At 67.1% G+C, this 24,953-nt stretch carries 26 protein-coding genes; 7 read left to right on the top strand and 19 right to left on the bottom strand.

Features of this window, described 5'->3' with window-relative positions; genetic code table 11:
* The first annotated feature begins 5 nt into the window (after positions 1-5).
* Positions 6-704: an SDR family oxidoreductase gene (locus AC11WY_RS05445; RefSeq protein WP_482923331.1), complete on the top strand. Its 699-nt coding sequence runs from the start codon at positions 6-8 to the stop codon at positions 702-704.
* 62 nt (positions 705-766) lie between these two features.
* On the opposite strand, the gene AC11WY_RS05440 is transcribed toward AC11WY_RS05445, so the two are convergent.
* From AC11WY_RS05440 to AC11WY_RS05425, 4 genes are read right to left on the bottom strand one after another with little or no spacing between them, the layout of a single operon-like run.
* Positions 767-2,212, bottom strand: a complete 1,446-nt coding sequence (locus AC11WY_RS05440; RefSeq protein WP_482923330.1) for an aldehyde dehydrogenase family protein — start codon at positions 2,210-2,212, stop codon at positions 767-769.
* Positions 2,202-3,797 carry an ABC transporter ATP-binding protein gene (locus tag AC11WY_RS05435; RefSeq protein WP_482923328.1) on the bottom strand — a complete coding sequence of 532 codons (1,596 nt, stop codon included), beginning with the start codon at positions 3,795-3,797 and terminating at the stop codon, positions 2,202-2,204. The genes AC11WY_RS05440 and AC11WY_RS05435 overlap by 11 nt, the downstream gene beginning before the upstream one ends.
* Entirely contained in the window at positions 3,794-4,612 is an 819-nt protein-coding gene (locus tag AC11WY_RS05430) for an ABC transporter permease (RefSeq protein WP_482923326.1), read from the bottom strand. The genes AC11WY_RS05435 and AC11WY_RS05430 overlap by 4 nt, the downstream gene beginning before the upstream one ends.
* Positions 4,609-5,556, bottom strand: coding sequence for an ABC transporter permease (locus AC11WY_RS05425; protein WP_482923325.1), 948 nt, complete (start codon positions 5,554-5,556; stop codon positions 4,609-4,611). The genes AC11WY_RS05430 and AC11WY_RS05425 overlap by 4 nt, the downstream gene beginning before the upstream one ends.
* Before the next feature lie 186 nt (positions 5,557-5,742).
* Here AC11WY_RS05425 and AC11WY_RS05420 point away from each other — a divergent pair, with 186 nt between their 5' ends.
* Positions 5,743-7,140 carry an MFS transporter gene (locus AC11WY_RS05420; protein WP_482923324.1) on the top strand — a complete coding sequence of 466 codons (1,398 nt, stop codon included), beginning with the start codon at positions 5,743-5,745 and terminating at the stop codon, positions 7,138-7,140.
* 228 nt (positions 7,141-7,368) lie between these two features.
* Positions 7,369-7,683, top strand: a complete 315-nt coding sequence (locus AC11WY_RS05415; RefSeq protein ID WP_482923323.1) for an ArsR/SmtB family transcription factor — start codon at positions 7,369-7,371, stop codon at positions 7,681-7,683.
* A 25-nt stretch (positions 7,684-7,708) separates the two neighbouring features.
* Here the strand turns inward: AC11WY_RS05415 and AC11WY_RS05410 are convergent, their stop codons facing one another.
* The 15 genes from AC11WY_RS05410 to AC11WY_RS05340 form a co-directional block, all read right to left on the bottom strand.
* Positions 7,709-7,936 (bottom strand): sulfurtransferase TusA family protein, encoded by a 228-nt coding sequence (locus tag AC11WY_RS05410; RefSeq protein ID WP_482923322.1) that lies wholly within the window; start codon positions 7,934-7,936, stop codon positions 7,709-7,711.
* A gap of 14 nt (positions 7,937-7,950) precedes the next feature.
* Entirely contained in the window at positions 7,951-8,445 is a 495-nt protein-coding gene (gene dsrE2 / locus AC11WY_RS05405) for a sulfur carrier protein DsrE2 (protein WP_482923321.1), read from the bottom strand.
* A gap of 104 nt (positions 8,446-8,549) precedes the next feature.
* The gene (locus AC11WY_RS05400) at positions 8,550-8,990 is read right to left on the bottom strand and encodes a biotin/lipoyl attachment domain-containing protein (protein WP_482923320.1); all 441 of its coding nucleotides are present in this window, start codon (positions 8,988-8,990) and stop codon (positions 8,550-8,552) included.
* 12 nt (positions 8,991-9,002) lie between these two features.
* Entirely contained in the window at positions 9,003-9,476 is a 474-nt protein-coding gene (locus AC11WY_RS05395) for a hypothetical protein (protein ID WP_482923319.1), read from the bottom strand.
* Complete coding sequence (locus AC11WY_RS05390; protein WP_482923317.1) at positions 9,473-10,402, bottom strand: CoB--CoM heterodisulfide reductase iron-sulfur subunit B family protein; 930 nt, start codon at positions 10,400-10,402, stop codon at positions 9,473-9,475. Before AC11WY_RS05390 ends, AC11WY_RS05395 begins: the two co-directional genes overlap by 4 nt.
* Positions 10,402-11,148: a 4Fe-4S dicluster domain-containing protein gene (locus AC11WY_RS05385; RefSeq protein ID WP_482923315.1), complete on the bottom strand. Its 747-nt coding sequence runs from the start codon at positions 11,146-11,148 to the stop codon at positions 10,402-10,404. The genes AC11WY_RS05390 and AC11WY_RS05385 overlap by 1 nt, the downstream gene beginning before the upstream one ends.
* Positions 11,148-12,023, bottom strand: a complete 876-nt coding sequence (locus AC11WY_RS05380; protein ID WP_482923313.1) for a hypothetical protein — start codon at positions 12,021-12,023, stop codon at positions 11,148-11,150. The genes AC11WY_RS05385 and AC11WY_RS05380 overlap by 1 nt, the downstream gene beginning before the upstream one ends.
* A complete protein-coding gene (locus AC11WY_RS05375; protein ID WP_482923311.1) occupies positions 12,023-13,075 on the bottom strand; it encodes an FAD-dependent oxidoreductase in 1,053 nt (350 codons plus the stop codon). The genes AC11WY_RS05380 and AC11WY_RS05375 overlap by 1 nt, the downstream gene beginning before the upstream one ends.
* The gene (locus AC11WY_RS05370; protein WP_482923309.1) at positions 13,072-14,445 is read right to left on the bottom strand and encodes a heterodisulfide reductase-related iron-sulfur binding cluster; all 1,374 of its coding nucleotides are present in this window, start codon (positions 14,443-14,445) and stop codon (positions 13,072-13,074) included. The genes AC11WY_RS05375 and AC11WY_RS05370 overlap by 4 nt, the downstream gene beginning before the upstream one ends.
* A gap of 40 nt (positions 14,446-14,485) precedes the next feature.
* Positions 14,486-15,244 carry a 4Fe-4S dicluster domain-containing protein gene (locus AC11WY_RS05365; RefSeq protein WP_482923308.1) on the bottom strand — a complete coding sequence of 253 codons (759 nt, stop codon included), beginning with the start codon at positions 15,242-15,244 and terminating at the stop codon, positions 14,486-14,488.
* Positions 15,245-15,266: 22 nt separating this feature from the next.
* Complete coding sequence (locus AC11WY_RS05360; protein WP_482923306.1) at positions 15,267-15,647, bottom strand: DsrE family protein; 381 nt, start codon at positions 15,645-15,647, stop codon at positions 15,267-15,269.
* Positions 15,648-15,774: 127 nt separating this feature from the next.
* Positions 15,775-16,464 carry a hypothetical protein gene (locus AC11WY_RS05355; RefSeq protein ID WP_482923304.1) on the bottom strand — a complete coding sequence of 230 codons (690 nt, stop codon included), beginning with the start codon at positions 16,462-16,464 and terminating at the stop codon, positions 15,775-15,777.
* Between the two features lie 82 nt (positions 16,465-16,546).
* A complete protein-coding gene (locus tag AC11WY_RS05350) occupies positions 16,547-18,790 on the bottom strand; it encodes a xanthine dehydrogenase family protein molybdopterin-binding subunit (protein ID WP_482923302.1) in 2,244 nt (747 codons plus the stop codon).
* A 3-nt stretch (positions 18,791-18,793) separates the two neighbouring features.
* Complete coding sequence (locus tag AC11WY_RS05345; protein ID WP_482923301.1) at positions 18,794-19,255, bottom strand: (2Fe-2S)-binding protein; 462 nt, start codon at positions 19,253-19,255, stop codon at positions 18,794-18,796.
* Between the two features lie 95 nt (positions 19,256-19,350).
* Complete coding sequence (locus tag AC11WY_RS05340; protein WP_482923299.1) at positions 19,351-20,532, bottom strand: acetyl-CoA C-acyltransferase; 1,182 nt, start codon at positions 20,530-20,532, stop codon at positions 19,351-19,353.
* Positions 20,533-20,660: 128 nt separating this feature from the next.
* Between AC11WY_RS05340 and AC11WY_RS05335 the strand changes: the two genes are divergently transcribed.
* The 4 genes from AC11WY_RS05335 to AC11WY_RS05320 are packed head-to-tail and all read left to right on the top strand — an operon-like array spanning position 20,661 to position 24,941.
* The gene (locus AC11WY_RS05335; RefSeq protein WP_482923297.1) at positions 20,661-22,946 is read left to right on the top strand and encodes a bifunctional salicylyl-CoA 5-hydroxylase/oxidoreductase; all 2,286 of its coding nucleotides are present in this window, start codon (positions 20,661-20,663) and stop codon (positions 22,944-22,946) included.
* The gene (locus tag AC11WY_RS05330) at positions 22,943-23,680 is read left to right on the top strand and encodes an SDR family NAD(P)-dependent oxidoreductase (RefSeq protein WP_482923296.1); all 738 of its coding nucleotides are present in this window, start codon (positions 22,943-22,945) and stop codon (positions 23,678-23,680) included. Before AC11WY_RS05335 ends, AC11WY_RS05330 begins: the two co-directional genes overlap by 4 nt.
* On the top strand, positions 23,677-24,132 hold the full coding sequence (locus AC11WY_RS05325; RefSeq protein WP_482923294.1) for a MarR family winged helix-turn-helix transcriptional regulator: 456 nt from the start codon (positions 23,677-23,679) through the stop codon (positions 24,130-24,132). The genes AC11WY_RS05330 and AC11WY_RS05325 overlap by 4 nt, the downstream gene beginning before the upstream one ends.
* Positions 24,129-24,941 carry an enoyl-CoA hydratase family protein gene (locus tag AC11WY_RS05320; RefSeq protein ID WP_482923292.1) on the top strand — a complete coding sequence of 271 codons (813 nt, stop codon included), beginning with the start codon at positions 24,129-24,131 and terminating at the stop codon, positions 24,939-24,941. Before AC11WY_RS05325 ends, AC11WY_RS05320 begins: the two co-directional genes overlap by 4 nt.
* Positions 24,942-24,953 lie beyond the last annotated feature (12 nt).

Genomic DNA, 24,953 nt, shown 5'->3' with positions numbered 1-24,953 from the left:
CGACGATGGACAAGGTGGCGGTGATCACGGCGGGCGGCAGCGGCATGGGCGCGGGCGCTGCGCGCAAGCTGGCCGAGGATGGCTTCAAGGTGGCGATCCTGTCCTCCTCGGGCAAGGGCGAGGTGCTGGGGCGCGAGTTGGGCGGCCTTGGCGTGACCGGGTCGAACCAGTCCAACGACGACGTGAAGCGGTTGATCGACGCCACGCTGGATCGCTGGGGCCGCATCGACGTGCTGGTGAACAGCGCGGGTCACGGGCCACGCGGCCCCGTGCTGGAGCTGACCGACGACGACTGGCACCGCGGGATGGAGGTCTATTTCCTGTCCGCCGTGCGCCCGACGCGGCTGGTCACGCCGGTGATGCAGGCGCAGAAGGCGGGCGTCATCATCAACATCTCGACCTTCGCGGCGTTCGAGCCGGAGCCTGCCTTTCCCACCTCGGGCGTGTTCCGCGCGGGCCTTGCGTCGTTCACCAAGCTTTTCGCCGACCGCTACGCCGCCGAAAACATCCGCATGAACAACATCCTGCCCGGCTTCATCGACAGCTTCCCCGAGACCGAGGCGATCCGCGCCCGCATTCCGATGGGCCGCTACGGCCGGGTTGCCGAAATCGCGGGTGTGGTGTCGTTCCTCGCCTCGGATGCGGCGGGCTACATCACCGGGCAGAACCTGCGGGTGGATGGCGGCATCACGCGCTCGGTGTAACGCCGGGCGCGTTTTTGCGCCGCAAAAACGAACCGATTTTTTCGCGAAAAATCGGGCCCCGCTCAGCCGTGGTGCGCCGCGACGGTCTTGAGAGTGGAGAAGCCAAAAAGCGCCTCGAACCCCTTTTCGCGGCCGTGGCCCGACTTGCCGACGCCGCCGAAGGGCAGTTCCACCCCGCCGCCCGCGCCGTAGGTGTTCAGGAACACCTGCCCCGCGCGTAACCGCCTGGCCATGCGAAAGCCGCGCGGCCCGTTCTCGGTCCAGCAGCCGGCCACCAGCCCGTAGCCGGTGCCGTTGGCGATCGCCACCGCCTCCGCCTCGCCCTCGAACGGAATCACCACCTGCACCGGTCCGAAAATCTCCTCGCGCGCCAGCCGGTGTTCGGGGTGCACATCGGCCAGCAGCACCGGCGCGACGTAGTGGCCGCCTTTCGGCGCATCCGCCACGATCTGGCCCCGCGCGGCGACCGTCAGGTCACCCGACAGGCTCAGGAAGCCCTCCACGATCTCTTTCTGGCGGTCCGAGATCAGCGGGCCAAGATCAAGGTCCGCCATTGCCGGGCCGACCCGCAGCGCGGCGTAGCGCGCCGCCATCCGGTCCACCACCTCGGCATAGCGCGACCGTTCCACCAGAATGCGCGACGCGGCCGAACAGGTCTGCCCGGCGTTCTGGATGCCCGCGTTGACAAGGAAGGGCAGCGCCCGGTCCAAGTCGGCGTCGGCAAAGACCACCTGCGGCGACTTGCCGCCCAGTTCCAGCGTCACCGGCACCACGTTGCGCGCCGCCGCCTGCACCATCTGCCCGACGCCGACCGACCCGGTAAAGCTCAGGTGCCGCACCCCCGTATGCGCGGTCAGCGCGGCGCCCGCCTCTTCGCCCAGCCCCGGCACCACGTTCAGCGCGCCCGCAGGCAGCCCCGCCGCCTCGGCCAGCCGTGCGAAGGCCAGCGCGGTCAGGCAGGCCTCCTCGGCCGGTTTCAGCACGCAGGCGTTGCCCATTGCCAGCGCCGCACCGACCGAGCGGCCGATGATCTGCATCGGGTAGTTCCACGGGATGATGTGCCCCGTCACCCCGTGCGGCTCGCGCAGCGTGTAGACGGTGTAGCCCTCAAGGTAGGGGATCGTCTCGCCCATCACCTTGTCGGCAGCACCGGCGTAGAACTCCATGTAGCGGGCCAGCGCCAGGGCGTCGGCCTTCGCCTGCTTCAGCGGCTTGCCGACATCGCGCGCCTCCAGCACCGCCAGATCGTCGGCCCGGTCCTGCACCAGCCGCCCGATCCGGGCCAGCACCCGGCCGCGCTCGGCCGCCGTCATCCGGCCCCAGTCGCCGCGCAAAGCCGCCTCGGCCGCCGCGACGGCCGCGTCGATCTCGGCCGTGCCGCCGCGCGCGATGGCGCCGATCTGCACCCCGGTCGAGGGGTCTTCCAGCGGCAGGGTTGCGGCGACGGACAGCCAGCGCCCGCCGATGAAGACCTGCGCGGGATCGAACCAGAGGCGGTCAAGCGGCATCGGTGTTCTCCATCCAGTCGGGGGGCAGGCGCGGTGCCGCCGCCACCAGTTCCCGCGTATAGGGGTGTTCGGGCGCGTCGAGCACACGGTCGGTCGGCCCCGTCTCGACGATTTCACCCGCCCGCATCACCATCACCCGGTCGGTGATGGCGCGGACCACCGACAGGTCGTGGCTGATGAACAGATAGCTCATCCCGCGGCGGGCCTGAAGGTCGGCGAGCAGGTCGAGGATCTGCGCCCGCACCCGCACGTCAAGCGCCGAGACCGCCTCGTCCAGCACGATCACGTCGGGCCGGGTGATCAGGGCGCGGGCGATGGCGATGCGTTGCCGCTGGCCGCCGGAAAACTCGTGGATGTAGCGGCTGGCGTCGGCGGGCGACAGGCCGACCTCGGTCAGTGCCGCGCCGACCCGTTCGCTTGGGTCGGCTGGCGGGGTGGGCATCAGATGGAAGGGTTCCGCCACCAGCCGCGCCACCGTCCAGCGCGGGTTGAAGCTGCCATAGGGATCCTGAAACACCGCCTGCAACCCGGCACGCAGGGCGTTCGGCATATCCGGCCCCACATCCTTGGTGCCGAAGAGCCGGATCGCGCCGCCCTGCAACGGGTCGAGCCCGAGCACCGCACGGGCGAGGGTGGACTTGCCGCAGCCGCTTTCGCCCACCAGCCCGAGGCTTTCGCCCGCGTGCAGCGTGAAGCTGACGCTGCGCACCGCCTCGAACCAGCGCGGCCGCGCAAAGGGGCGGTGGGGCAGGGGGTAGCGGCGGGTGGCGGCCTTCACCGTCAGCACCGGATCAGCAGTCACGCTGGCGCGACGCGCGGGCCGGTGGCCCGAGGCCGCGAACAGCGCGCGGGTATAGGGGTGCCGGGGCTGGCGGAACACGGCCTCGGTCGCGCCAGCTTCAACGATCTGCCCGGCCTGCATCACCGCGACACGGGTCGCCATGCCCGCCACCACCGCCAGATCGTGGGTGATCAGCATCAGCGCCATCCGGTCCTCTTCCACCAGCCCTTTCAGCAGGTCGAGAATCTGCGCCTGCGTCGTCACGTCAAGCGCGGTCGTGGGTTCGTCGGCGATCAACAGCTTCGGGCGCAACGCAACGGCCATCGCGATGCAGACCCGCTGACGCTGGCCACCCGACAATTCGTGCGGGTAGCGGCCGAGGGGGAAGCGTTCCTCCAGCAATCCGACCCGGTCCAGCCGTTCGCGCGCCACCCGCAACGCCTCGCCCCGGCGGGCGGCGCCGTGGATCACCAGTGCTTCGGCCACCTGATCGCCGATCGTCTTCAGCGGATCCAGCGCCGTCATCGGTTCCTGAAAGATCATGCCGATCTCGCGGCCGCGCAGCCCGCACATCCGCCGTTCCGACAGCGCCAGCAAGTCGTCGCCCGCCAGCAGCGCGCGACCGCCCGCCGCAGACCCATGTGGCAGCAATTGCATCAGCGCCAGCGCCGTCATCGACTTGCCGGACCCGCTTTCGCCGACCAACCCGAACACCTCGCCTGCGGCCATGTCGAACGACAGGCCGTGCAGGATCGGCTTGCCGTGGATCGTCACGGAAAGATCGCGCACCGACAGCAGCGTCATGCCCGCCGCCTCAGCCTTGGGTCCAGCAGGTCGCGCAAGCCGTCGCCCATCAGGTTCAGCCCCAGCACCGTCAGCACGATCGCCGCGCCGGGGAAGATCGCCAACTGCGGCGCAAGGCCGATCAGGGTCTGGCTGTCGGCCAGCATCCGGCCCCAGCTTGGCGTCGGCGGCTGCGCGCCAAGGCCGACGTAGCTGAGCCCCGCCTCGGCCAGAATGCCCAGCGAGAACTGGATGGTGCCCTGCACGATCAGCAGATTCGCGACGTTGGGCAGGATGTGTTCCACCGAAATCCGGGCGCGGCCCTTGCCCGCCAGCCGCGCCGCGCGGATGTAATCCAGCGTCCAGAGGCTGAGCGCCCCGGCCCGTGTCACCCGCGCGAAGACCGGGATGTTGAAGATGCCGATAGCAAGGATCGCGTTCAGCGCCGAGGGGCCAAAGACCGCGGTGATCAGGATCGCGATGACCAGCGAGGGGAAGGCAAAGACCAGATCGCCGCCCCTCTGGATCACCTCATCCACCCAGGTTCCGCGCACCGCCGCCGCCCAGAGGCCAAGCGGCACGCCACCCGCGATGCCGATGCCGACCGCGACGATCGCAACCGCGATCGAGGTGCGCGCGCCCACCATCAGTTGCGCCGCCACGTCGCGGCCGAACTGGTCGGTGCCAAGCCAGTGCGCCCCGCCGGGGGGGCGGAATTTGGCGGCGATGTCCATCGCGGCATAGGGGAAGGGCGTCCAGACGTAGGAGATCAGCGCGAGCGCGAGGAAGAAACCGGCCAGCGCGCCGCCGATGAACAAGCCTGCCCGCCCCCTCATGCAGATCGCCTCAGGCGCGGATCGACCAGCGCATAGGCGATCTCGACCGTGAAGTTCACCACGATGACGGCGGCGACCAGCAGCATCACCACCGACTGCACCACGATCAGGTCGCGCTGGGTGATGCCCTGAAAGATCAGTCGCCCGAGGCCGGGCAGGTAGAACACGTTTTCGATGATGATCGCGCCCGCCAGCAGGAACGAGAATTGCAGGCCAAGGATCGTCAGCACTGGGATCAGCGCATTGCGAAGTGCGTGGCGGCGCACGGTCTGGCCCGGGCTCAGCCCCTTGGCGCGGGCGGCGCGGATGAAATCCTGCCCCAGCGTGTCGATCAGCGCCGAGCGCATGATGCGGGCGAGGATCGCTGCCTGTGGCAGGGCCAGCGCCACCGCGGGCAAGGTCAGCGCGCGCAGGCCGGGCCAGAGCCCCGCCTGCCAGCCGGGAAAGCCCCCGGCCGGCAGCCAGTGCAGCCGCAGCGCAAAGAGCAGCACCAGCAGCATGGCGAACCAGAAGTTCGGCACCGCGATACCGAACTGGGTCACGCCCATGATCGTCACATCCGCTGCGCGCCCGCGCCGCGCGGCGGCCAGCATCCCGGCGGGCAGCGCCAGCGCGGTGGACAGGATCAGCGCGTAAACCGTCAGCGGCAGGGACACCTGCAACCGCTCCTGCACCAGCCCCGCCACCGGCACGCGGTAGGTGTAAGAGGTGCCAAGATCACCCGTCAGCATCCCCGCGACCCAGTGCAGATAGCGCCAGGGCAGCGTGCCGGTCAGCCCCAGCACCTTGCGCAGCGCCTCGACCGCCTCGGGCGTCGCATTCAGGCCCATCATGAAGCTGGCCGGATCGCCGGGGATCACCTGCACGACGGCAAAGATGACCAGGCTCGCCACGACGAGGCTCAGCCCCAGCGAGCCCAGACGCAAGACAACGAAGCGCAGCATGGGCCCCCCTTTCGGGCCGAGCCTATGCGGGCCGGGCCGGGCGGTCCAGAGGCGGGCCTTGTGCCCCGCATCGCACCGACGTGTTCACCGACGATTGATTCGGGGCTGGACGCTGGCAGGTGCGGCGATATGTTCCGCCCGTCGTTCGGTGCGTTGCGCATCTGCCCGCGGCGACAGGGGGACGGCATGGTGGCGACCGATCAGGGAACGATGCGCGGAGCGGCCGCAGGGGCCGCGCTGTCCGAGCGCGACGGCCTGCCCATGCCGCGGCGGCGGCTCGCCTGGGCCACCATCATCCTTGGCCTGACGCTGGCCGTGCTGGACGGCACCATCGCCAATGTCGCGCTGCCGACCATCGCGCAGGAGTTTTCGGCCCCCGCCGCGACCTCGATCTGGATCGTCAACGGTTACCAATTGGCGATCGTCATGGCGCTGTTGCCGCTGTCGGCGCTGGGCGAGATTTTCGGCTATCGCCGGGTCTACCTGCTGGGCATCGCGCTGTTCACCGTTGCCTCGCTGGGCTGCGTGCTGGCGGGCGGGCTGACCACGCTGACCATCGCGCGGATCGTGCAGGGCCTCGGCGGCGCCGGGTTGATGAGCGTGAATGCGGCGGTGCTGCGCTACACCGTGCCCAAGGCGAAGTTCGGCGCGGCGATCGGCATCAACGCCCTGGTGGTGGCTGCGGCCTCGACCGCGGGCCCGGCCATCGCGGGGTTCGCGCTGGCGGTGGTCAGTTGGCGCTGGCTGTTCGCGATCAACCTGCCGCTGGGGGTGCTGGTGGTGGCGCTGGGCTGGCGCAGCCTGCCCGACAGCGACCGCGCCCACGAACGCTTCGACTGGATCGACGCGGTGCTGAGCGCGACGGGGTTCGGTCTGGTCGTCACCATCATCGACAGTTTCGGGCACGACATCTCCTGGGCCGTCGTGCTGCCGCAGGTGGCGGCCTGCGTCACGGCACTGGTGCTGCTGGTGGCCCGCTCGCGCCGGGTGGCGCGGCCGATGCTGCCGCTCGACCTGTTGCGGCTGCCGGTGTTCAGCCTGTCGATCGGCACCTCGGTCGCGTCCTTTGCCGCGCAGATGCTGGCCTTCGTCTCGCTGCCCTTCACGTTTCAACTGGTCTACGGCTTCCCGCCGGTCGAGGTGGGGCTGCTGATGACGCCCTGGCCGCTCGCCGTGGCGGTGGTCGCCCCGATCGCGGGGAGGCTGGCCGATACCCGCTCGCCTGCCGTGTTGGGCGGGGTCGGGCTGATCCTGCTGGCGGCGGGCCTCGTGCTGATGGGGGTGCTGCCCGCGCATCCCGCGCCGTGGAATATCGCCTGGCGGATGGCGCTGTGCGGCCTGGGCTTCGGGTTGTTCCAGGCGCCCAACAACCGCACCATGATCGGCGCCGCGCCCAAGGCGCGCAGCGGCGCAGCCAGCGGAATGCTGAGTGTCGCGCGGCTGATGGGGCAGTCGATCGGCGCGGCGCTGGTGGCGCTGTTGCTGGCGCAGCTTGGCATGGCGGGTGCGACGACGGCGCAATTTGTCGGCGCCGGATTCGCGACGGTTGCGGCCGTGGTCAGCATGACGCGGCTGGCCTATTGACGGGCGAGCCGATCAGGCCGAGCCGCGGGCGCGGTCAGGACAGGATCGGCAGCCACTGGGCGCCGTCTCGGGGTCATGCGATCGAAACCCCGGTGGCTTGAGCAAATCCGGGGTCAGAGCGGCACTTTCTTCTTGTGCGGTCTTGCTGACTGTCACGTCGGTGATACATCATCCGAAAAATCCAACATGGTGCGTGCCGAAATGAGCTTGCCATCCCCCGAGTCCGTCGTGGCTGACCAGAACGTCGGCCTTTCCGCCAGCGACATGCTGCAGAACGCGCAGAAGACGACGGAATTCCTCAAGGCGCTGTCGCACCCGGCGCGCCTTGTCATCCTCTGCCGTCTGGCCGAAGGGCCGGTCAGCGTGGGCGAGCTGGAGGATTTCCTGCAACTGCCGCAATCGGCCGTGTCGAAGCAACTCGCGCGGCTGCGTGAGGATGACCTGGTCGATTGCCGCCGCGACGGGCGGACAATCACCTATTCGCTGAAAGATGAGACAACCCGGCGGATCATTCGCGCCCTCTATGACGAGTTCTGCGCGTGATCCGGCCGGGTCTGGGCTGCCGCTGTCAGGCGGTGCGCTTGATCACGAAGGAATAGACGGTGCCCGCCTGATTCGACGAGACAAGCTCGTTGCCGGTCGTGCGGCAGAACGCTTCGAAATCCTTCACGGCGCCGGGGTCGGTCGCCAGCACTTCCAGCGTCGCGCCGGTCGGCATGTCTTTCAGCGCCTTCTTGGTGCGCAGGATCGGAAGCGGGCAGTTCAGCCCCTTCGCGTCAAGAACCTGGTCGGCCATGGTCGTTCCTTTCGTCAGATGTAAAGATTGATATCGCTTTTGGTCGCAACTTCGACCCAGGAGGCCGCGCCGCCGACCGAGGGGCCGTCGATCATGTCCTCGCGCTTGTATTCGAACAGGTCCATCGTCATCTGGCAGGCGATCATGTTGACGTCGGCCTCAAGGGCCAGATCGCGCAACTCCTGAATCGAGGCGATGCCCTTCCTCTTGATCATGTTCTTCATCATGGTCGTGGTCAGCGCCGTGGCGCCCGGCAGCGCGGCCAGGATGTTCGGCATCGCCATGTGCATCCCGGCCATCGGCATTTCCATCGCCGCGTTGCCCAGCGGGTTGACCTTCAGGTTCAGGTCTTTCTTCAGCAGCGCAAGCCCGTAGAAAGTGAAGAACATCGTCACATCAAGGCCCATCGCCGCGGCGGTGGTGGCCAGGATGAAGGGGGGATAGGCCCAGTCGAGCGTCCCCTTGGTGACGATGATCGACATCGACTTGGCATTGGTGTCTTCGCTCATTCTCGCCTCCTCGCCGGATCGTCCGGCAGCATGGGTTCCTTGGTCACAACGAACCGGCCCCTTGGGCCGATCCGGAAGTCATGCCGCCGGGGGCAGGGCACCGCCTAGGCGGCGCAGCCCGCAAAGCTGTCGGCGGCCATCTTGGCCTCGTAGGGGGCCGCGACATCGGCGCCCTTGGTCAGCGCGGAAACGGCGCCCGCATCCGCCGGTTTCACCTTCACCATCCAGCCCGCGCCGTAGGTATCGGAATTCGCCAGCTTCGGAGTTGCCGTCAGATCGTCGTTCACGGCCACAATCTCGGAGTCGAAGGCCAGTTTCGCCGGGCCGACCCATTTGCCGCTTTCGATCGTGGCGCAGGACTTGCCGGCGCCGACCGTCTTGCCCGCCTTCTTGGCGGTAAAGGCGACAAGCTGCCCGGCCATGCCGGTCGCGATCATCGTCATGCCGACGGTATAGGTGCCGTCGCCTTCGGGGCGGTACCAGAGGTTGTTGTCGACGTCGTAAAGCAGATCGTCGGGAAGGTTGCAGCCACGGACTACGGGCATCTTACGGCTCCATCATATCGCTTCGGTTTTCAGATCAGTTCCCTCGCCCTGCCGGATCGGGCGGGACGAACAGCAGAAGTCGCCCAGACCATCGACCTGAAGCTTGCCCCCGACAAAGAGCGCAAGATGCCGCACCACCATCGCGCCAAGGCGAATGTGGCGCGGAGTCTGCGCATCCTGCGGGGCCAGACGGATCAGGTTGTGGTGAAAGACCACTTCGCGGCAGGTTTCGCGGCAGGCATTGAACGTCGGGTTGCCGCGCGCGGCCTGCCGGTGCATCGCCAGCAGGCGGAAGCCTTCCGACACTTCGTCGGTCGGCACCTGGCCCTTGGCGTCGAGCCAGGCCACCAGCACGTCCTCGCCCATCGCCAGCAACTCGTCGGCCAATGCAGGTGCGCTGGCGGCAAGAGCGTCGGTGGAGGCGCCGATGATCTGATCCGTCCGGTCGGTGATCGCGTCTATCGACCGGCGTTCCGCTTGGGTCATCCCAGCCCCTTTTCCTTCAGGAACTTGCGCGAGTCCGAAAAGTTTTCCTGCACCGCCACCTTGTTGGCCGAAAGCCCCAGGGCCATGCCGAGCAACTGGGTGAAATACAGGATCTTCACGTTGGTCTTGCGCCCCAGCACCTTCTCCGCACGGATCTGGTGCATCTCGAGGCCAGTGTGGCAGGTCGGACATTCCGTCGCAATGACTTCGGCGCCGCAGGCCTCGGCCGTGGTCAGGATGTTCAGCACGAGCTTGGTCGAGGTGTCGCTGTCCGACAGCGCATGGGCCCCGCCGCAGCACGCGGTCTTGAGCGGGAATTCGACGTTCTCCGCCCCGGCGGCGGCCAGGATGTCATCCATGAAATGCGGCTTGGCGGTCGATTCCGTGCCCGGACCCTTGTCCTTTTCCGGGAAGATGTGGCGCGGGCGCGTGTACATGCAGCCGTAGTAGTTGGCGATCTTCATGCCCTTTAGCGAGTTCTTCACCCGCCGCGCGATCTCTGCCTCGCCCACCGCCTCTTTCAGCCAGTCGAGCGCGTGGATCGTTTCGACCTTGCCCGGCTCGTAGGTCTTGTGACCGGCCTTGCCGCTCAGCCGCGCGTTCACCTCGGCCGATTTCTCGTCGTGCGACAGGTCGTATTCGGCCTTCTTGAGGTTGTGATAGCAGCCGTTGCAGGGCGCCATCACGGTGTCGAACCCCATGTCTTCGGCGATCGAAAGGTTGCGGGCCGAAAGATAGGTCTGAATCTTCGGGTCGATGTTCTTCACTTCCATCGCGCCGCAGCAGTTCCAGTTGTCCAGCTCGACAAGCTCCAGACCCAGTTCCTTGCCAACCGCCTTGGTCGAGGCGTTGTAGGCATGCCCCGAGCTTTCCAGCGCGCAGCCCGGGTAATAGGCGACCTTCTTGTATTTCTTCGTGTCCGCCATCATTCAGCCCCCTTCGCGTCGAGCCCCAGCGCCTTGCGGTTCGCCGTTTCGCATTCATGGACGTAGTCGTTGATCGCCGCGCGGGCCTTGCCCCAGCCCCGGGTGCGGGGGTGGAACAGCGTCAGCCGACCCAGTCGGATCAGGTAGAATACCGGGAAGCGCTTGATCAGCCCGATGATCATCGCCACCAGCCAAGGCTGGGTCAGCGGCTGGCCCGTCGCCTTGAAGAAGTTGCGCAGCACCAGGCTGTCCTCGATCTTGCCGGAGTGGAAGACCTGATCCGAGAAGCCTTCATCGAAGATCATCGAGGGGCTCTTGGGCGTGTGGCCCTTCAGTTCCAGCCAGTGCGCGGTCGCCTTCATCACCGCCTCGGGCACCACGTCACGCGGGCAGGCGTAGGTGCATTTGTTGCACGATACGCATTGCCAGATGATGTCCTTGTCGCGCAGCAACTCCTCCTCCATCCCAAGGCGGATGAGGTAGATCCAGTAGCGCGGGTTGAACTCGGGGTTGATGGCGTTGACGGTGCAGGCGTTGGTGCAACTGCCGCATTGCCAGCAGCGGTGGATGTTCTCGCCGCCCGGAAGGGCCGCAATCTCGTCCTGCATGGCCTCGTTGTAATCGGTGATCGAACGGCCTTCGATGAAGGTCGACCAGTGCCCGGAGACGTCCATCCCTTCGATCACAAGGTGATCGTGCGTGATGATGTTCTCGGGACGGATCAGCGATTTTTCGTGGATGGGCATTAAGACGCCTCCTGATGCGTGATCGCCTGGGGGGTGCCCAGCACATGTGCCGATCCGTCGATCAGCTTCAGCCGGGTGCGGCCGCTCTCGGTGTCGACGGCGTCGAGACCAAGCATCCGGCGCGTATGGTTCATCGGGTCGATATCACTGGTGAAATCCGACCGCAGGTATTGCCCGCCTCGGTCGTTGATGTAGCCCGCGTAGACATGGGCCAGCAGCAGGTCGACGTAGAACGGCAGGTCGCGGAACACGCCCTGTTCCTTCAGGAAGCCTTCGAGTTCGGCGCGCAGCACCACGAAGGTGGCCATCGTGTCCGGCACGGTGATCTTGACGTAGTCGACATCGTCGGCAAACCAGATCTCGCGCAGGGCACCGGTGGTGACCTGGGCATCCCAGACCCAGCGCGCCATCAGCGGGTAACGGTCCGGCGCGGTGAAGTGCATCACCTCGGCGCCAAGATCGCGGACCCAGCGGTGCGCCTTGTCCTGCGGGAAGGCGGCGGTGAAGGCTGCCAGCCGGGCATCGGCGGTGGAGATATCCGCCCAACCCTCCAGCAGGGCGGCGAGCCTGCCGCGCAGTTCCCAGAACCCGTTCTCGGCCAGCCAGGGGCCGACTCGGCGGCGCACCGGGGTGACGAAGGCGGCAAGGTCGAGGAACTCGGGCTCGGTCAGGGTGTCAAGCTTGCCCTTGCCCAGCAATTCCTCGAACAGCGAGGACTTCAGGACAAGGGCCGTGACGTAACGCTCGATCCCTCCGGTCGGCTCGGCGGAGTCGACGAGATGTTCAAAGGTCCGGCGCAACCGGGGGCCGGACAGGTCCAGCACCGGCCCTTGCGGGGTCGGCGGGGCAGCGGGCTTGCGCGCGAGCCCGAACATCACTCAGCCGCCGCCTGCACGGCCATGGTGGCGAAGTTCAGCGCGGCCATCGCCGCCGCCAAGCCTTGTGCGATCGAGTCGTCGATCGTCTCGGGTCCGGTGGCGGCGCCGGCCACGAAGATGCCAGGGCGCGAGGTCTCGGCCATGTGCAGATAGCTCGACGGCTTGCCGATATAGCCGTACTTGTTCAGCTTCACGTCGAACACCGACGAGATGGTCATGTTGTCGACGTTCGGGTCCATCCCGATCGCATGCACCACCATGTCGAACGGGATCGAGATCGGGCGTTTGACCAGTGTATCCTCGCCCTTCACCAGCAGCCGCTTGCCATCCGAAGTCACCTCGGCGATGCGCGACTTGATGTACTTGACCTTGTGAATCTCCTGGCTGCCCCAGTAGTACTCGCCTTCAAGCAAACCGAACGTTCGGATATCCATGTAGTAGATGTAGACGTTGGTCTTGGGCGACATCTCGCGAATCTCCATCGCGATGTTGGCCGAGACCGTGCAGCAGATCTTCGAGCACCACTCGCGCCCGATCTGACGGTCGCGCGACCCCACGCAGAGCAGGATCGCGACGCGGTCCGGCACCCGCCCGTCGGACGGGCAGCGGACGCCCTTGCCGGACGAGATCATCTGTTCCACCTGCACCGTCGTCACCACGTCGGGGTAGGTGCCGAAACCCCATTCCGGCTTGTTGATGCTGTCGAAGTGGGTGAAGCCAGTGGTCAGGATTGCGGTGTCGGCCTCGACCTTGGTGCCATCCTTCAGGGTAGCGACGAAGTTGCCGGGTTCGCCCTCGAACTTCTGCACCGTGGTGTTCAGCTTCACCTCGACCTGCGGGTTCGACACGACACGGTTCACCATGCCGCCGATCGCATCCTTCGCCCATTCGTGCGACGGCACGAGCTTGGCATAGCCCGACAGGATCGGCGCGCCGCCAAGGCGGTCTTCCTTCTCGACCAGGATTGCTTTGCGGCCGGCGAGGGCCAGCGCGTGGGCGGCGGACAGGCCCGCCGGGCCGCCACCGATGATCAGGACAGGTTTGCTCACTTATCCGCTCCTGCAAGGATTTTCGGTTTCACATAGCCGGGGCCCGAGGTGATCGCCCGCTTCGGGTCGTAAAGCGTCTCGATGCGGCCCGCCTTGACCTCTTCGAGGTAGCCCTCGAACTCGGCCTTGGCCTTCTCCCAGTCGATGCCCATCTTCTCCAGCAATTTCTCGAAGGGCGAGGCGTGCCAGTGCAACTGCGCCAGCTTGTAGGGATGCGCGCCCATCGTCAGGGCGGCGAACTGGCAATCGGCCATCACCGGCAGTTCGTAGACCTTGTCCACCGCGCGGCCGATCCACTGGTTCTTGTCGAGCGTGGTGATGCAGCCGGTGTCATGCCCGACCATCACGTCGGACCGCGCTTCCTCGACCGCGACCTTGATCTTGCGGTCGATCGTGAACGAACGGGTGAACTCCCGTTCGCCGATGATGTGGCGGAAGCCGAAGCCGCAGCAATCGTACCAGGTCGAATAGTCGATCACCTGGGTGCCGAGCGATTGCAGCAGGCCGGTCGTCACCGCAACGCGGTTGCCGTCCATCACGTCGTCGTCATAGATCACGTCCTCGGGCACCATCTTGTAGACGTGGCAGGCCGGGTGAACGGTCGCGCGGATATTGCTGACGTCGATGGTCTGGCGGTCCGCGATGCGGTGGCGCATGACGTGCAGCCATTCCGAATAGTGCACGATCTCTTCCGGGATCAGCAGCTTGCCGTCGATCAGACGGCCAAGCTTGCCGAGGATTGCCTTCACCTCGGCGCGCAGCTCGGCGGAATGCATCAGGAAATGGCGCATTTCCTTGTAGTTGCCGAAGGAGGTGCCGCAATGCACCAGCGGATAGTAGGCGCCGACATCCAGGCCCTGCGACTTCGACGAGACATAGGCCTGGTGGAAGTTGCGCAGGAACACCGCGGCAAGCGAGACGACGTTGCCGATGCCCGAGCCGTGATAGTTCCAGGCGGTGCAACTGGTCTGGTCGGTCTCGTCCAGATAGGTCAGCTTCATCTCGTTCATCAGCCAGAGGATCGAGCTGGGGTAACCGGGGATGTTGCCGCACTGGCCGCAGGACTTGTGGTGCCACAGGTTGTTGGTCGGGATCTTCTTGTCCCAGCCATAGAGCGTCTTGGCCATCACCGGCTCGTTGTGGTCGCCGACGCGGTGGACGACGATCTCGCCCTCCCTCTCCAGTTGCCACATGATGTCGCGCACGTCTTCCTTGCGCTCCTTGTTGGTCAGCATGGCCCGCTTGTCGATCTTCGCCTCGACCCAGTCGGTGGCCCGCCGCGCCTCGGTGGCGCTGAGGTTCGATGGCTGCCATTCGGCGCCGAAGCCGCCGAACGCACCACCTTTGCCGTCGTTCATTCCGTTCGCCATCGCGTTTCCTCCTGATGCGCCGTGGACGATAGGTCGCGCCCTATTCGTCGTCCTCGTCTGCGTCTGCCTGCTCTTCGAGCCACTCTTCCCACTCTTCGCGCTTCTCATCCATCACGTCGGAGACCACGTCGAAGAGGTTCTCATCCACCGTCTCAAGCTGGTTGAGAACGCCGGTCGCTTCCCAGATCGTGTAAAGCTCGACCGAGGTCTTGAGGTTCACCACCCAGGCGGTGTCGAGCGTGTGCATCGTCGGCATCGGGATCGCCTTGCGCAGGATCGCCAGCGGTGCATCCACCTTGACCACGTTCGGCCCCCAGTCAGGGAAGGCTTCCTTGGTGATCATGTTCGGCGCCAGCTGGTTGCCGGTCGAGACCAGCTTCAGCAGCACGCGGCTGAACGGGCGCAGCACTTCCTTGGCGGATTCCATGCCGTGCTTGATCGCCACTTCGCGCATGATCATCACCAGGCCACCGGGCGAGTTCTCGAACGGGCAGCGGGCGGCGCAGGTGTAGCACTGGGCGCAGGCCCAGATCTTTTCCTGCATCGCATCGTAGATGCCTTCAAGGTTCTCGGTCCACAGCAACTGCACGATCTCGCGCGGGCTGTAGTCGTAGTAATGCGCCGAAGGGCAGGTGGCGGTGCAGATGCCGCAGTTCAGGCAGCCGTGAATTTCGGTGTGGTAGACCGTGTGGTTCCGGATGTCCTCGAAGATCTCTTCGAGCTTTTCATATGGCACCACCGGCTTGTCCGAAACCGGATCGCTGATCTGCGGATTGGCCGCCTGGACGTGTGCGTTCATCGTCGCCTCCCCGCGTTTCGGTTCAGTAGGTCAGCACTTTCGCGTCGTCGTTTTCCATGATGTCCTCGATGACCTTGGCGCCACCGACGATGCCTTCGCATTCGGGGATCAGGTCGTCGACGGTCATGTCGAACAGGTCGAGGTTGGGCGAGCAGCAGTAGAACTTGACCCCCGCCTCATGGGCGTCCTTGATGAAGTCGTAGACGGTCTTCGGCGAGCCAGGCTTCACCACCAGGGTCTCGGCGAACCCCTTCTTCATCAACTGGCCGGAGGTCGCCGTGCAAATCACCTCGACCTCGTAATCCATCGCCGCGGCGACGGTGGCCTGGAAGAACGGCGCGCCCAGTTCCTCGCCGTTGCGCGGATCGGTATTGACCATCACGATGATGAGTTTGCTCGCCACGTCTGTCTCCCTCGGGCTGTCACCGGTGCGGACCATCTCGGTCAGCGCATAGCCGGTCTTCAATATATGCAAAGATAACGATACATGTAGAGAATGGAATATGCAATCGACGCGTGGCCGATCGCAATCACATCAGCCCGGTGTGCCCGGCTACGCCAACCATCAGCGACGTGAGCGCTTCGGCGATTTCGGATTGCACCTGACCGAGCAATTGCAGCGAGCCTGCGGTGTCCTCGGGGGTTTCCGCGAACTCCATGATAAGGTCTTCCATCATCCCGCGTTTCGCCCCCGGATGACCGACGAAGCCAAGGCAGTTGGTGCCGATCCCGAAGATCATCGGCTCGCCGGATGCTGCGATTGCAAAGACCTCGGCCCCGGCGGGCAGCGCCGGGCGATCGCGCAGGTAGGCGGCCATCGGAAGGCGGTCGGGAAGCATCCCGCCGAGCAGACCCGGCCGCGTCGCGGTGATGTGACCGACTTCGAATCGCAGCGGAGCCTCGGTTGCGCCGCCCCCGGCGGCGGTGGCGAGAATCACCGCGCCAAGCTCGAAGCCGACCACCGGAAGGCCCGCGTCGAGGAAAGCGCGGGTCAGCCGCAACTCGTGCCCGAGGCTGGGCAGCAGGTGGCCGCTGACCAATCCGTAGGGGCCGCCCCCCAGCAGAAACAGCCCGTCGAACCCGTCGGTGCTGGTTGGCAGCGTTCCGCCCGGGGTGAAGGGGCGCTTGTAGGTAAAGCGGATGTTGCGGCCCTCGAAGTGATCTTCGATCAGGCCAAGGTATTCCGCCTCGGTATGCTGGACGACGCAGATGGTTTTCATGCTTCACTCCCCTGCGGCAAGGATTTCGCAGGGGAGGGCCAAAGTCAAACACACATTCCGGAAACGGTATTTAATCCGGGGGTCAGGTGGCGAAGCTGACCGCCTTGTTCAGTGGCAGGGTGCGGATGCGTTTGCCGGTCAGCGCGAAGATGGCATTGGCCAGCGCGGGTGCGGCGGGCGGCGTGGCCGGTTCGCCGACGCCCGACAGATGCGCGTTGGTTTGCAGGATGCGCGTCTCGAACAGCGGGATCTGCGGCATCCGCAGGCCGTCGTAGTCGGCAAAGGTCTGCTGCTCCACCGCGCCCTTGGCAAAGGTGATCTCGCCCTGAATTGCCGCCGTCAGCCCGAAGATCGCGCCCGAGGTCATCTGCGCCTCGATGTTGCGCGGGTCGAGCGCGGTGCCGACATCCTGCACGATCCACATCTTCTCCAGCTTGATGCCCGCGTCGGACTGGCTGATCTCGATGATCTCGGCGGTGGGGGTGCCGAAGGACCAGCAGAACGCCATGCCGCGGGCGCGGCCCGCCGGGGCGGGCGTGCCCCAGTTCGCCATCCCCGCGACGGTTTCCAGCACCCGCGCGGCAACGGCGCTTTGCTTGCCCATCAGCGTCAGTCGCATCGCCACCGGATCAAGCCCGGCCTCGTGTGCCAACTCGTCCAGAAAGCATTCCTGAAAGAAAGCGTTGTGCGAATTGCCGACCGACCGCCACGACCCGACCGGCACCGCCACGTCGGCGACATGGCCCGCCACGCGGTAGTGCGGAATGCCATAGGGCTGATCGAACAGCCCCTCGACCAGGATCTTGTCGGGGCCGGGCGGCGCCATGCCCAGCAGGCGCTTGCCCTGATTGGCCAGAACCGAGGGCGCCGCGACGGCGGCTTTCAGCGCCACCGGCCCATCGGGGCCCATGACACCTTCCATCCGGGCGATGGCGCCGGGGCGGAAGAAGTCATGCGTCATGTCCTCCTCGCGCCGCCAGGTCAGCAGCACGGGGGTGCCGGGCAGCGCTTTGGCCAGCTTCGCCGCCTGCACGGCATAGTCAAACTCGGCGCGCCGACCGAAGCCACCGCCGAGGAAGGTCGTGTGCACCGTCACCTTGTCGGCCGCCACCCCGACCGCCGCGGCGCACTTGTCGCGGATCACCGTCGGCGCCTGGTTCGGCGCCCAGACCGTCAGCGCACCGTCCTTCAACAATGCCGCCGCGTTCATCGGCTCCATCGTCGCGTGGGCGAGGTAGGGCACCCGGTATTCGGCGGTCAGCACCTTGGCGCCCGTCAGCGCTTTGTCCACGTTCCCATCGTCGCGCAGCGTGGCATTGGGGCTTGCGTCGAAGGCCTTGGCGATCTCGGCAAAGATGGCGTCGGTCGTCTCCGGGTAGGGCGCCGGGCCCCAGGAGACCTGCACGCTCTGCAGCGCCGTGAACGCGGCCCAGGTGTTGGTGGCCACCACCGCGACCGCATCGCCAAGGTCCACCACCGCCTTCACCTCGGGCATCGCCCTGGCGGCGGTCGCGTCGAAGCGCAGCATCGTGCCGCCAAGCGCCGGATTGGCACGCACCGAGGCGAACAGCATCCCCGGCAGCCGCGTGTCGATGCCGAACCCGGCGGTGCCGGTGACCTTGGCCACCATGTCCAGCCGCGGCAGCGAGGTGCCAAGCAGGGTCCAGTCCTTGGGGTCTTTCAGCTTGGGGTCCGAGGGCGGGGCGATCGCCACCGCCTCGGCCGCCAGTTCGCCATAGCTCAGCCGGGTGCCATCGGGCGCCACCACGGCGCCGCCCTCGGTTTTCAGCGCCATCGGGTTCTGCTTCAGCCGCCTGGCCGCGGCCTGCACCAGCACGAAGCGCGCCGCCGCACCGGCCTGCCGCATCCGCACGAAGGCATCGACGGTAGACGTCGAGCCGCCGGTGGCCTGCACGCCGAGGAACTTGCCCATCACATCCATCGCGCCTTCGGCAAGATGCTTCATTCGGCTGTCGCGATACCCGGCGAAGGGCAGGCTGGCCCCGGCGGCAACGAAGTTGGTGTAGGCCGAGGCGGCCGGGCCATGTTCGGCGCGCACCTGATCCCAGGCCAGGTCCATCTCTTCCGCGACCAGCGCGGCCAGGGTGGTCTGCACGCCCTGTCCCATTTCAGCGCGCGGGGTGATGACGGTCACCCTGTCGGCGCGCACAATGACCCAGGGGTTGAAGATCGTCTCGCCTTCGGCCGCGGTCAGCGGGTTGGCCGGGTCTTGCTGATACTTGTAGTAGCCGAACGCCACCCCGCCCGCGACGGCGGCGGAAACGACAAGGAAGCTGCGGCGGGTGATCGTGCCCAGACGGCTCATGGCTTACGCCCCCTGCAGACGCTTGGCGGCGTCATGGATCGCGGCGCGGATGCGCGGGTAGGTGCCGCAGCGGCACAGGTTGCCATCCATCGCGGCGTCGATGTCGCTGTCGGTCGGTGTCTTCGTTGCCGCCAGCAGCGCCACCGCCGACATGATCTGCCCGGACTGGCAATAGCCGCACTGCGCCACCTGATGGTCGACCCAGGCCTGCTGGATCACGGCGAGCTTTTCCGGGGTGCCGATCCCCTCGATCGTGGTGATTTCGGCTCCGCCAATATCGCCGAGCGTGATCGAGCAGGACCGCGTCGGTTGCCCGTTCAGATGCACCGTGCAGGCGCCGCACTGGCCGACGCCGCAGCCATACTTGGTGCCGGTCAGCCCGATCACGTCGCGCAACACCCACAAAAGCGGTGTGCCGGGGTCGGCCGAGACGTCGTGCGGGGTTCCGTTGACGGACAATCGCATGGGGGCACCTCATTCGCGCGGGGCTGCGCCCTCCATATGCGCGCCGCGCCGATGGGCGCAACGGGGATCATGGGAATTTCCGCGCTGACGCGGGGTCAGACCGCGTGCAGAACCAGCGCGACGCCCTGGCCCACGCCAACGCACAGCGTCGCCAGCGCATGGCGCCCGCCGGTTTCGTGCAACTGCCGCGCGGCGGACAGTGCGATTCGCGCGCCCGACATGCCCAGCGGATGGCCCATCGCGATGGCGCCGCCATAGCGGTTCACGTGGGCCGCCTCATCGGGCAGGCCCCAGGCGCGGGTGCAGGCCAGCGCCTGCGCGGCAAAGGCTTCGTTCAGCTCGATCACGTCGAAATCCTGCGCCGTCAGGCCGGTGCGCGCGGTCAGCCGGGCCAGCGCCGCGACCGGCCCGATGCCCATCAGGCGCGGTGCCACCCCGGCCGCCGCAGCGGCGCCGATACGGGCAAGCGGCGTCAGCCCATGCCGCGCGATCGCCGACTCTGACGCCAGTAGCAGCGCCGCCGCCCCGTCGTTGATGCCCGAGGCATTGCCCGCCGTGACCGTGCCGCCCGCGCGGAACGGGGCGGGCAGGGCCGCGAGCCTCTCCAGCGAGGTCGGGCGCGGATGCTCATCGGTGGCGACGACGACCGCCTCGCCCTTGCGACCGGGAATCGTCACGGGGGCAATGTCGGCGGCGTGCCAGCCCGCGCTGTAGCGCGCCTGGCTGCGCAGCGCGAAGGCGTCCTGATCGGGGCGGGAAATGCCGAACTCCGCCGCGACGTTTTCGGCCGTCTCGGGCATCGAGTCGATGCCGTATTCCGCCGCGATCCGGGCGTGGACGAAGCGCCAGCCGATGGTGGTGTCGTAAATCTCCGGCGCGCGGGCGAAGGCGGCGGTTGCCTTCGGCATCACGAAGGGCGCGCGGCTCATGCTTTCGACGCCACCGGCAATCACCACCTCGGCCGCGCCGGCCTCGATGGCGCGCGCCCCGGCAATCACCGCGTCCAGCCCGCTTGCGCAAAGCCGGTTCAGTGTCAGCGCGGGCACCGTCTCGGGCAGCCGCGACAACAGCACCGCCATGCGCGCGACGTTGCGGTTGTCCTCGCCCGCCTGATTGGCGCAGCCCAGGATCACCTCGTCGACCGTTATCCCCGGTGCGGCCTGCAGCACGGCGTCGATCACATGGGCGGCCATGTCGTCCGGGCGGACCATCGACAGCGCGCCGCCATAGCGCCCGATCGGGGTGCGCTTGCCGGTGCAGATATAGACAGGCGACATGGCATTTCCTTCGGCGGTTCGGCGCATTGTGGCGCCCGCTGATGGTTCCGCAAAGCGCAAGATATTTCAAGCTTGAAATGAATCCCGGTCGATGGCAGGTTGGTTGACATCATCAAGGGGAGGGGCAGATGCGCGTTCTCTGTCTGGGCGGCGGGCCTGCGGGTCTTTACTTTGCGATTTCAATGAAACTGCGCGATCCGTCGCATCAGGTGACGGTGCTGGAACGCAACCGCGCCAACGACACCTTCGGCTGGGGTGTGGTGCTGTCGGATGACGCGCTGGGCCGGATGCAGAAGAACGATCCGCAAAGCACCGACGCGATCCGCAGCCATTTTTCCTACTGGGACGACATCGCCGTGGTGAAGGACGGCCACCGCATCGTGTCGGGCGGCCACGGTTTCGCCGGGATCGGGCGCAAGCAGATGTTGGTTCTGCTGCAGGCGCGGGCGCGCGAACTGGGTGTCGATCTGCGGTTTGAGACCGAGTTCAAGTCGGTCGAGGACTATCGCAAGGATTACGACCTCGTGGTCGGCTGCGACGGCATCAACTCGCTGGTGCGCCGCGAATACGAGGACGTGTTCAAGCCCGACATCGACCTGCGCAAGGTCAAGTTCATCTGGCTGGGCACGCATCAGAAATTCGATGACGCCTTCACCTTCATCTTCGAGAACACCGAACACGGCTGGGTCTGGGCCCATGTCTACCAGTTCGACCAGGACACCGCGACCTTCATCGTCGACTGCATGCCCGAGACCTGGGATCGCTGGGGTTTCGAGACGATGACGAAGGAAGAAACCGTCGAGACCTGCCGCAAGATCTTCGCGCGGCATCTTGGCGGCCACGATCTGATGTCGAATGCCTCGCACTTGCGCGGGTCGGCGGTCTGGATGCAGTTTCCCCGCGTGATCTGCGAGAAATGGTACAACGGCAACGTGGTGCTGATGGGCGATGCGGCGGCGACGGGGCATTACTCGATCGGCTCGGGCTCGCGGCTGGCGTTCGACAGCGCGATCGCGCTCGCCGACTACCTGCACTCGGAACCGACGCTGGAGGCCGCCTTCGAGCGCTATCAGGCCGAACGCCGGGTCGAGGTGCTGCGGCTGCAATCGGCGGCGCGCAACAGCCTGGAGTGGTTCGAGGAGGTCGAGCGTTACCTGCACCTTGACCCGGTGCAGTTCACCTATTCGCTGCTGACCCGCAGCCAGCGCATCGGCCACGAGAACCTGCGGCTGCGCGACCCCAAGTGGCTGCGCGAGGCGGAGGACTGGTTTCAGGCGCAGGCGGGCGGCACCCCCGGCCGCACGCCGATGTTCGCGCCGTTCCGGCTGCGCGATATGACGCTGGTCAACCGTGTCGTGGTCTCGCCGATGGCGCAGTACAAGGCGGTCGACGGCTGCCCGACCGACTGGCACTTCGTCCACCTCGCCGAACGCGCCAAGGGTGGAGCGGGGCTGGTCTATACCGAGATGACCTGCGTGTCGCCCGAGGGGCGCATCACCCCCGGCTGCCCCGGCCTTTACGCGCCGGAACACGAGGCGGCATGGCGGCGGATCGTCGATTTCGTCCATGCCGAGACCGAGGCGAAGATGTGCTGCCAGATCGGTCATGCGGGGCGGAAAGCGTCCACCCAACTGGGTTGGGAAGAGGGAGACGCGCCGCTCGCCTCGGGCAACTGGACGGTGATGTCGGCCTCGGCGCTGCCGTGGTCGGATCGCAATCAGGTGCCGAAGGCGATGGACCGCGCCGACATGGACCGGGTGCGGGATGAGTTCGTTTCCGCCACGCTGATGGCGGCGCGGGCGGGCTTCGACATGGCCGAGCTGCACGCGGCCCACGGTTACCTGATCTCGTGCTTCATCTCGCCGATGTCCAACGTGCGGACCGATGCCTATGGCGGCAGCCTCGAAAACCGGATGCGCTGGCCGCTGGAGGTCTTTGCCGCGATGCGCGCCGCCTGGCCCGCGGAAAAGCCGATGTCGGTGCGCATCTCGGCCACCGACTGGGTCGGCGAACAGGGCGTGACGCCCGCCGAGGCGGTGGAGATCGCGCGGATGTTCCACGCGGCGGGGGCCGACATCATCGACGTGTCGGCGGGCCAGACCTCGACCGAGGCGCGCCCGGTTTATGGCCGGATGTTCCAGACCCCGTTCAGCGACCGCATCCGCAACGAGGCCGGGCTGGCCACGATGGCGGTCGGCAACATCACCGAACCCGACCACGTCAACTCGATCCTGATGGCGGGGCGGGCCGATCTGGTCTGCCTGGCCCGCCCGCACCTGGCCGACCCGTACTGGACGCTGCACGCCGCGCTGGCGCTGGGCGATTCCGCACAGCACTGGCCGCTGCCCTATCTGGCGGGCCGCGATCAGGCGGTGCGGCTTGCGCAGCGCGCGCAGGAGGCGATCCGGGCATGACGCTGGCGGGCAAGCGCGTTCTGGTCACGGGCGGCGGCACCGGCGCGGGGGCCGACCTTGCGCGCGGCTTCGCGGCAGCGGGCGCCGAGGTGGTGATCACCGGACGGCGCACGGCCCCGCTGGTGGCGGTGGCGATGACACCCGGCATCCGTGCGGTGCAGGCCGACGTGACGGATGAAGCCTCCGTCGCCGCGATGTTCGCCGCCGCCGGGCCTTGTGATATCGTCATCGCCAACGCGGGCGCGGCTGACAGTGGGGTGATGGCCCGCACCACGCTGGCGCAGTGGAACGCGATGATCGCGGTCAACCTGACCGGCGTGTTCCTGACGCTGCGCGACGGGCTGAACCAGATGCCGGGCTGGGGGCGGCTGATCGTCGTTGCCTCCACCGCCGGGCTGAAGGGCTATGCCAAGGTCGCGCCCTATGCGGCGGCCAAGCATGGCGTGGTTGGCCTTGTCCGCTCGCTGGCGCTGGAGATCGCGCGGCGCGAGATCACGGTGAACGCGCTTTGCCCCGGTTTTCTCGACACGCCGATGACCGATCACTCGGTCGATGTGATCGCACGAAAGACCGGCCGCAGCCCGGCCGAGGCGAAGGCCACGCTGGAGGCGATGAACCCGCAGAACCGGCTGATCCAGCCCGCCGAGGTGACGGCGGCGGCGCTGTGGCTCTGCGCGCCGGGCAGCGCGGGGGTGAACGGGCAGGCCATTGCCATCTCGGGGGGCGAGACATGAAGGATGTGGGCCCGGACCCGCTGTCGAAGCGCCGCCTGAAGGCTTGGATCCGCCTGCTGGGCGTGACCCGCGCCGCCGAGGCGCCGCTGCGCGACTATCTGCGGCTGAAACACGGCACCACACTGCCCCGGTTCGACGTGATGGCCGCGCTGTGGCGGCGGCGCGAGGGGGTCAGCATGTCGGAACTGTCGCGGATGCTGCTGGTCTCGAACGGCAATGCCACGGCGGTGGTGGACCGGCTGGAACGCGACGGGCTGGTGAAGCGCACGCCGGTGCCGAACGACCGCCGCACCGTCCAGGTGGCGCTGACCGAGGCGGGCCTGAGCCAGTTCGAAGCGCAGGCCGAGGGCCACGAGCGCGAGGTGAACCGCCTGTTCGCGGGGCTGACCGAGGCCGACCTCGTCACGCTGACCGACATCCTCAAGCGCATGGGACGGGGAGACAAGGCATGACCACACTGGCCGGGCTGACGCCACAGCATTTCCTCTGGGAGGTTCAGGGCCGGATCGCGGTGATCCGCCTGAACCGGCCCGAGAAGAAGAACCCGCTGACCTTCGAGAGCTACGCCGAGTTGCGCGACACCTTCCGCGCACTGCCCTACGCCGAGGACGTCGACGTGGTGATGCTGGCGCCGAACGGCGGCAACTTCTGCTCGGGCGGCGACGTGCACGAGATCATCGGGCCGCTGGTCGGGCGCGACATGAAGGGGCTGCTGGCCTTCACCCGGATGACCGGCGATCTGATCAAGGCGATGATCGGCTGCGGCAAGCCGGTGATCGCGGCGGTGGATGGCATCTGCGTCGGCGCGGGCGCGATCCTGGCGATGGCGGCGGACCTGCGCATCGCAACGCCCGCCGCCAAGACCGCGTTCCTGTTCACGCGGGTCGGCCTTGCGGGCTGCGACATGGGGGCCTGCGCGATGCTGCCGCGCATCATCGGGCAGGGACGGGCGGCGGACCTGCTCTACACCGGGCGCACGATGAGCGCCGAGGAGGGCGCGGCCTGGGGGTTCTGGAACGCCCTGCATGCGGCCGAGGTGCTGGAGGCCGAGGCGATGGCGCTGGCCGGGCGGATCGCGGCGGGGCCGTGCTTTGCGCATGGCATCACCAAGACGCAGCTGAACCAGGAGTGGAACATGGGGCTGGAACAGGCGATCGAGGCCGAGGCGCAGGCGCAGGCGATCTGCATGCAGACCGAGGATTTCGCGCGGGCTTACCGGGCGTTTGTCGCGAAAGAGCGGCCGGTGTTCCAAGGGAACTGACGCGCAGCCGGG

It is taken from the genome of Solirhodobacter sp. (genome assembly GCF_964715405.1).
The sequence above is the reverse complement of the archived record's forward strand: the minus strand, read 5'-3'. Positions and strand labels throughout refer to the sequence as shown.

Excerpts from the sequence above, each read along its gene's own strand:
- AC11WY_RS05330 (WP_482923296.1), top strand. The coding sequence starts at position 22,943 with ATGACGCTGGCGGGCAAGCGCGTTCTGGTCACGGGCGGCGGCACCGGC.
- AC11WY_RS05425 (WP_482923325.1), bottom strand. The coding sequence starts at position 5,556 with ATGCTGCGCTTCGTTGTCTTGCGTCTGGGCTCGCTGGGGCTGAGCCTC.
- AC11WY_RS05445 (WP_482923331.1), top strand. The coding sequence starts at position 6 with ATGGACAAGGTGGCGGTGATCACGGCGGGCGGCAGCGGCATGGGCGCG.
- AC11WY_RS05420 (WP_482923324.1), top strand. The coding sequence starts at position 5,743 with ATGGTGGCGACCGATCAGGGAACGATGCGCGGAGCGGCCGCAGGGGCC.
- AC11WY_RS05340 (WP_482923299.1), bottom strand. The coding sequence starts at position 20,532 with ATGTCGCCTGTCTATATCTGCACCGGCAAGCGCACCCCGATCGGGCGC.
- AC11WY_RS05400 (WP_482923320.1), bottom strand. The coding sequence starts at position 8,990 with ATGCCCGTAGTCCGTGGCTGCAACCTTCCCGACGATCTGCTTTACGAC.
- AC11WY_RS05335 (WP_482923297.1), top strand. The coding sequence starts at position 20,661 with ATGCGCGTTCTCTGTCTGGGCGGCGGGCCTGCGGGTCTTTACTTTGCG.
- AC11WY_RS05365 (WP_482923308.1), bottom strand. The coding sequence starts at position 15,244 with ATGAACGCACACGTCCAGGCGGCCAATCCGCAGATCAGCGATCCGGTT.
- AC11WY_RS05440 (WP_482923330.1), bottom strand. The coding sequence starts at position 2,212 with ATGCCGCTTGACCGCCTCTGGTTCGATCCCGCGCAGGTCTTCATCGGC.
- AC11WY_RS05320 (WP_482923292.1), top strand. The coding sequence starts at position 24,129 with ATGACCACACTGGCCGGGCTGACGCCACAGCATTTCCTCTGGGAGGTT.
- AC11WY_RS05345 (WP_482923301.1), bottom strand. The coding sequence starts at position 19,255 with ATGCGATTGTCCGTCAACGGAACCCCGCACGACGTCTCGGCCGACCCC.
- AC11WY_RS05350 (WP_482923302.1), bottom strand. The coding sequence starts at position 18,790 with ATGAGCCGTCTGGGCACGATCACCCGCCGCAGCTTCCTTGTCGTTTCC.
- dsrE2 (WP_482923321.1), bottom strand. The coding sequence starts at position 8,445 with ATGAGCGAAGACACCAATGCCAAGTCGATGTCGATCATCGTCACCAAG.
- AC11WY_RS05325 (WP_482923294.1), top strand. The coding sequence starts at position 23,677 with ATGAAGGATGTGGGCCCGGACCCGCTGTCGAAGCGCCGCCTGAAGGCT.
- AC11WY_RS05355 (WP_482923304.1), bottom strand. The coding sequence starts at position 16,464 with ATGAAAACCATCTGCGTCGTCCAGCATACCGAGGCGGAATACCTTGGC.
- AC11WY_RS05370 (WP_482923309.1), bottom strand. The coding sequence starts at position 14,445 with ATGGCGAACGGAATGAACGACGGCAAAGGTGGTGCGTTCGGCGGCTTC.
- AC11WY_RS05385 (WP_482923315.1), bottom strand. The coding sequence starts at position 11,148 with ATGCCCATCCACGAAAAATCGCTGATCCGTCCCGAGAACATCATCACG.
- AC11WY_RS05410 (WP_482923322.1), bottom strand. The coding sequence starts at position 7,936 with ATGGCCGACCAGGTTCTTGACGCGAAGGGGCTGAACTGCCCGCTTCCG.
- AC11WY_RS05430 (WP_482923326.1), bottom strand. The coding sequence starts at position 4,612 with ATGAGGGGGCGGGCAGGCTTGTTCATCGGCGGCGCGCTGGCCGGTTTC.
- AC11WY_RS05395 (WP_482923319.1), bottom strand. The coding sequence starts at position 9,476 with ATGACCCAAGCGGAACGCCGGTCGATAGACGCGATCACCGACCGGACG.
- AC11WY_RS05390 (WP_482923317.1), bottom strand. The coding sequence starts at position 10,402 with ATGGCGGACACGAAGAAATACAAGAAGGTCGCCTATTACCCGGGCTGC.
- AC11WY_RS05435 (WP_482923328.1), bottom strand. The coding sequence starts at position 3,797 with ATGACGCTGCTGTCGGTGCGCGATCTTTCCGTGACGATCCACGGCAAG.
- AC11WY_RS05380 (WP_482923313.1), bottom strand. The coding sequence starts at position 12,023 with ATGTTCGGGCTCGCGCGCAAGCCCGCTGCCCCGCCGACCCCGCAAGGG.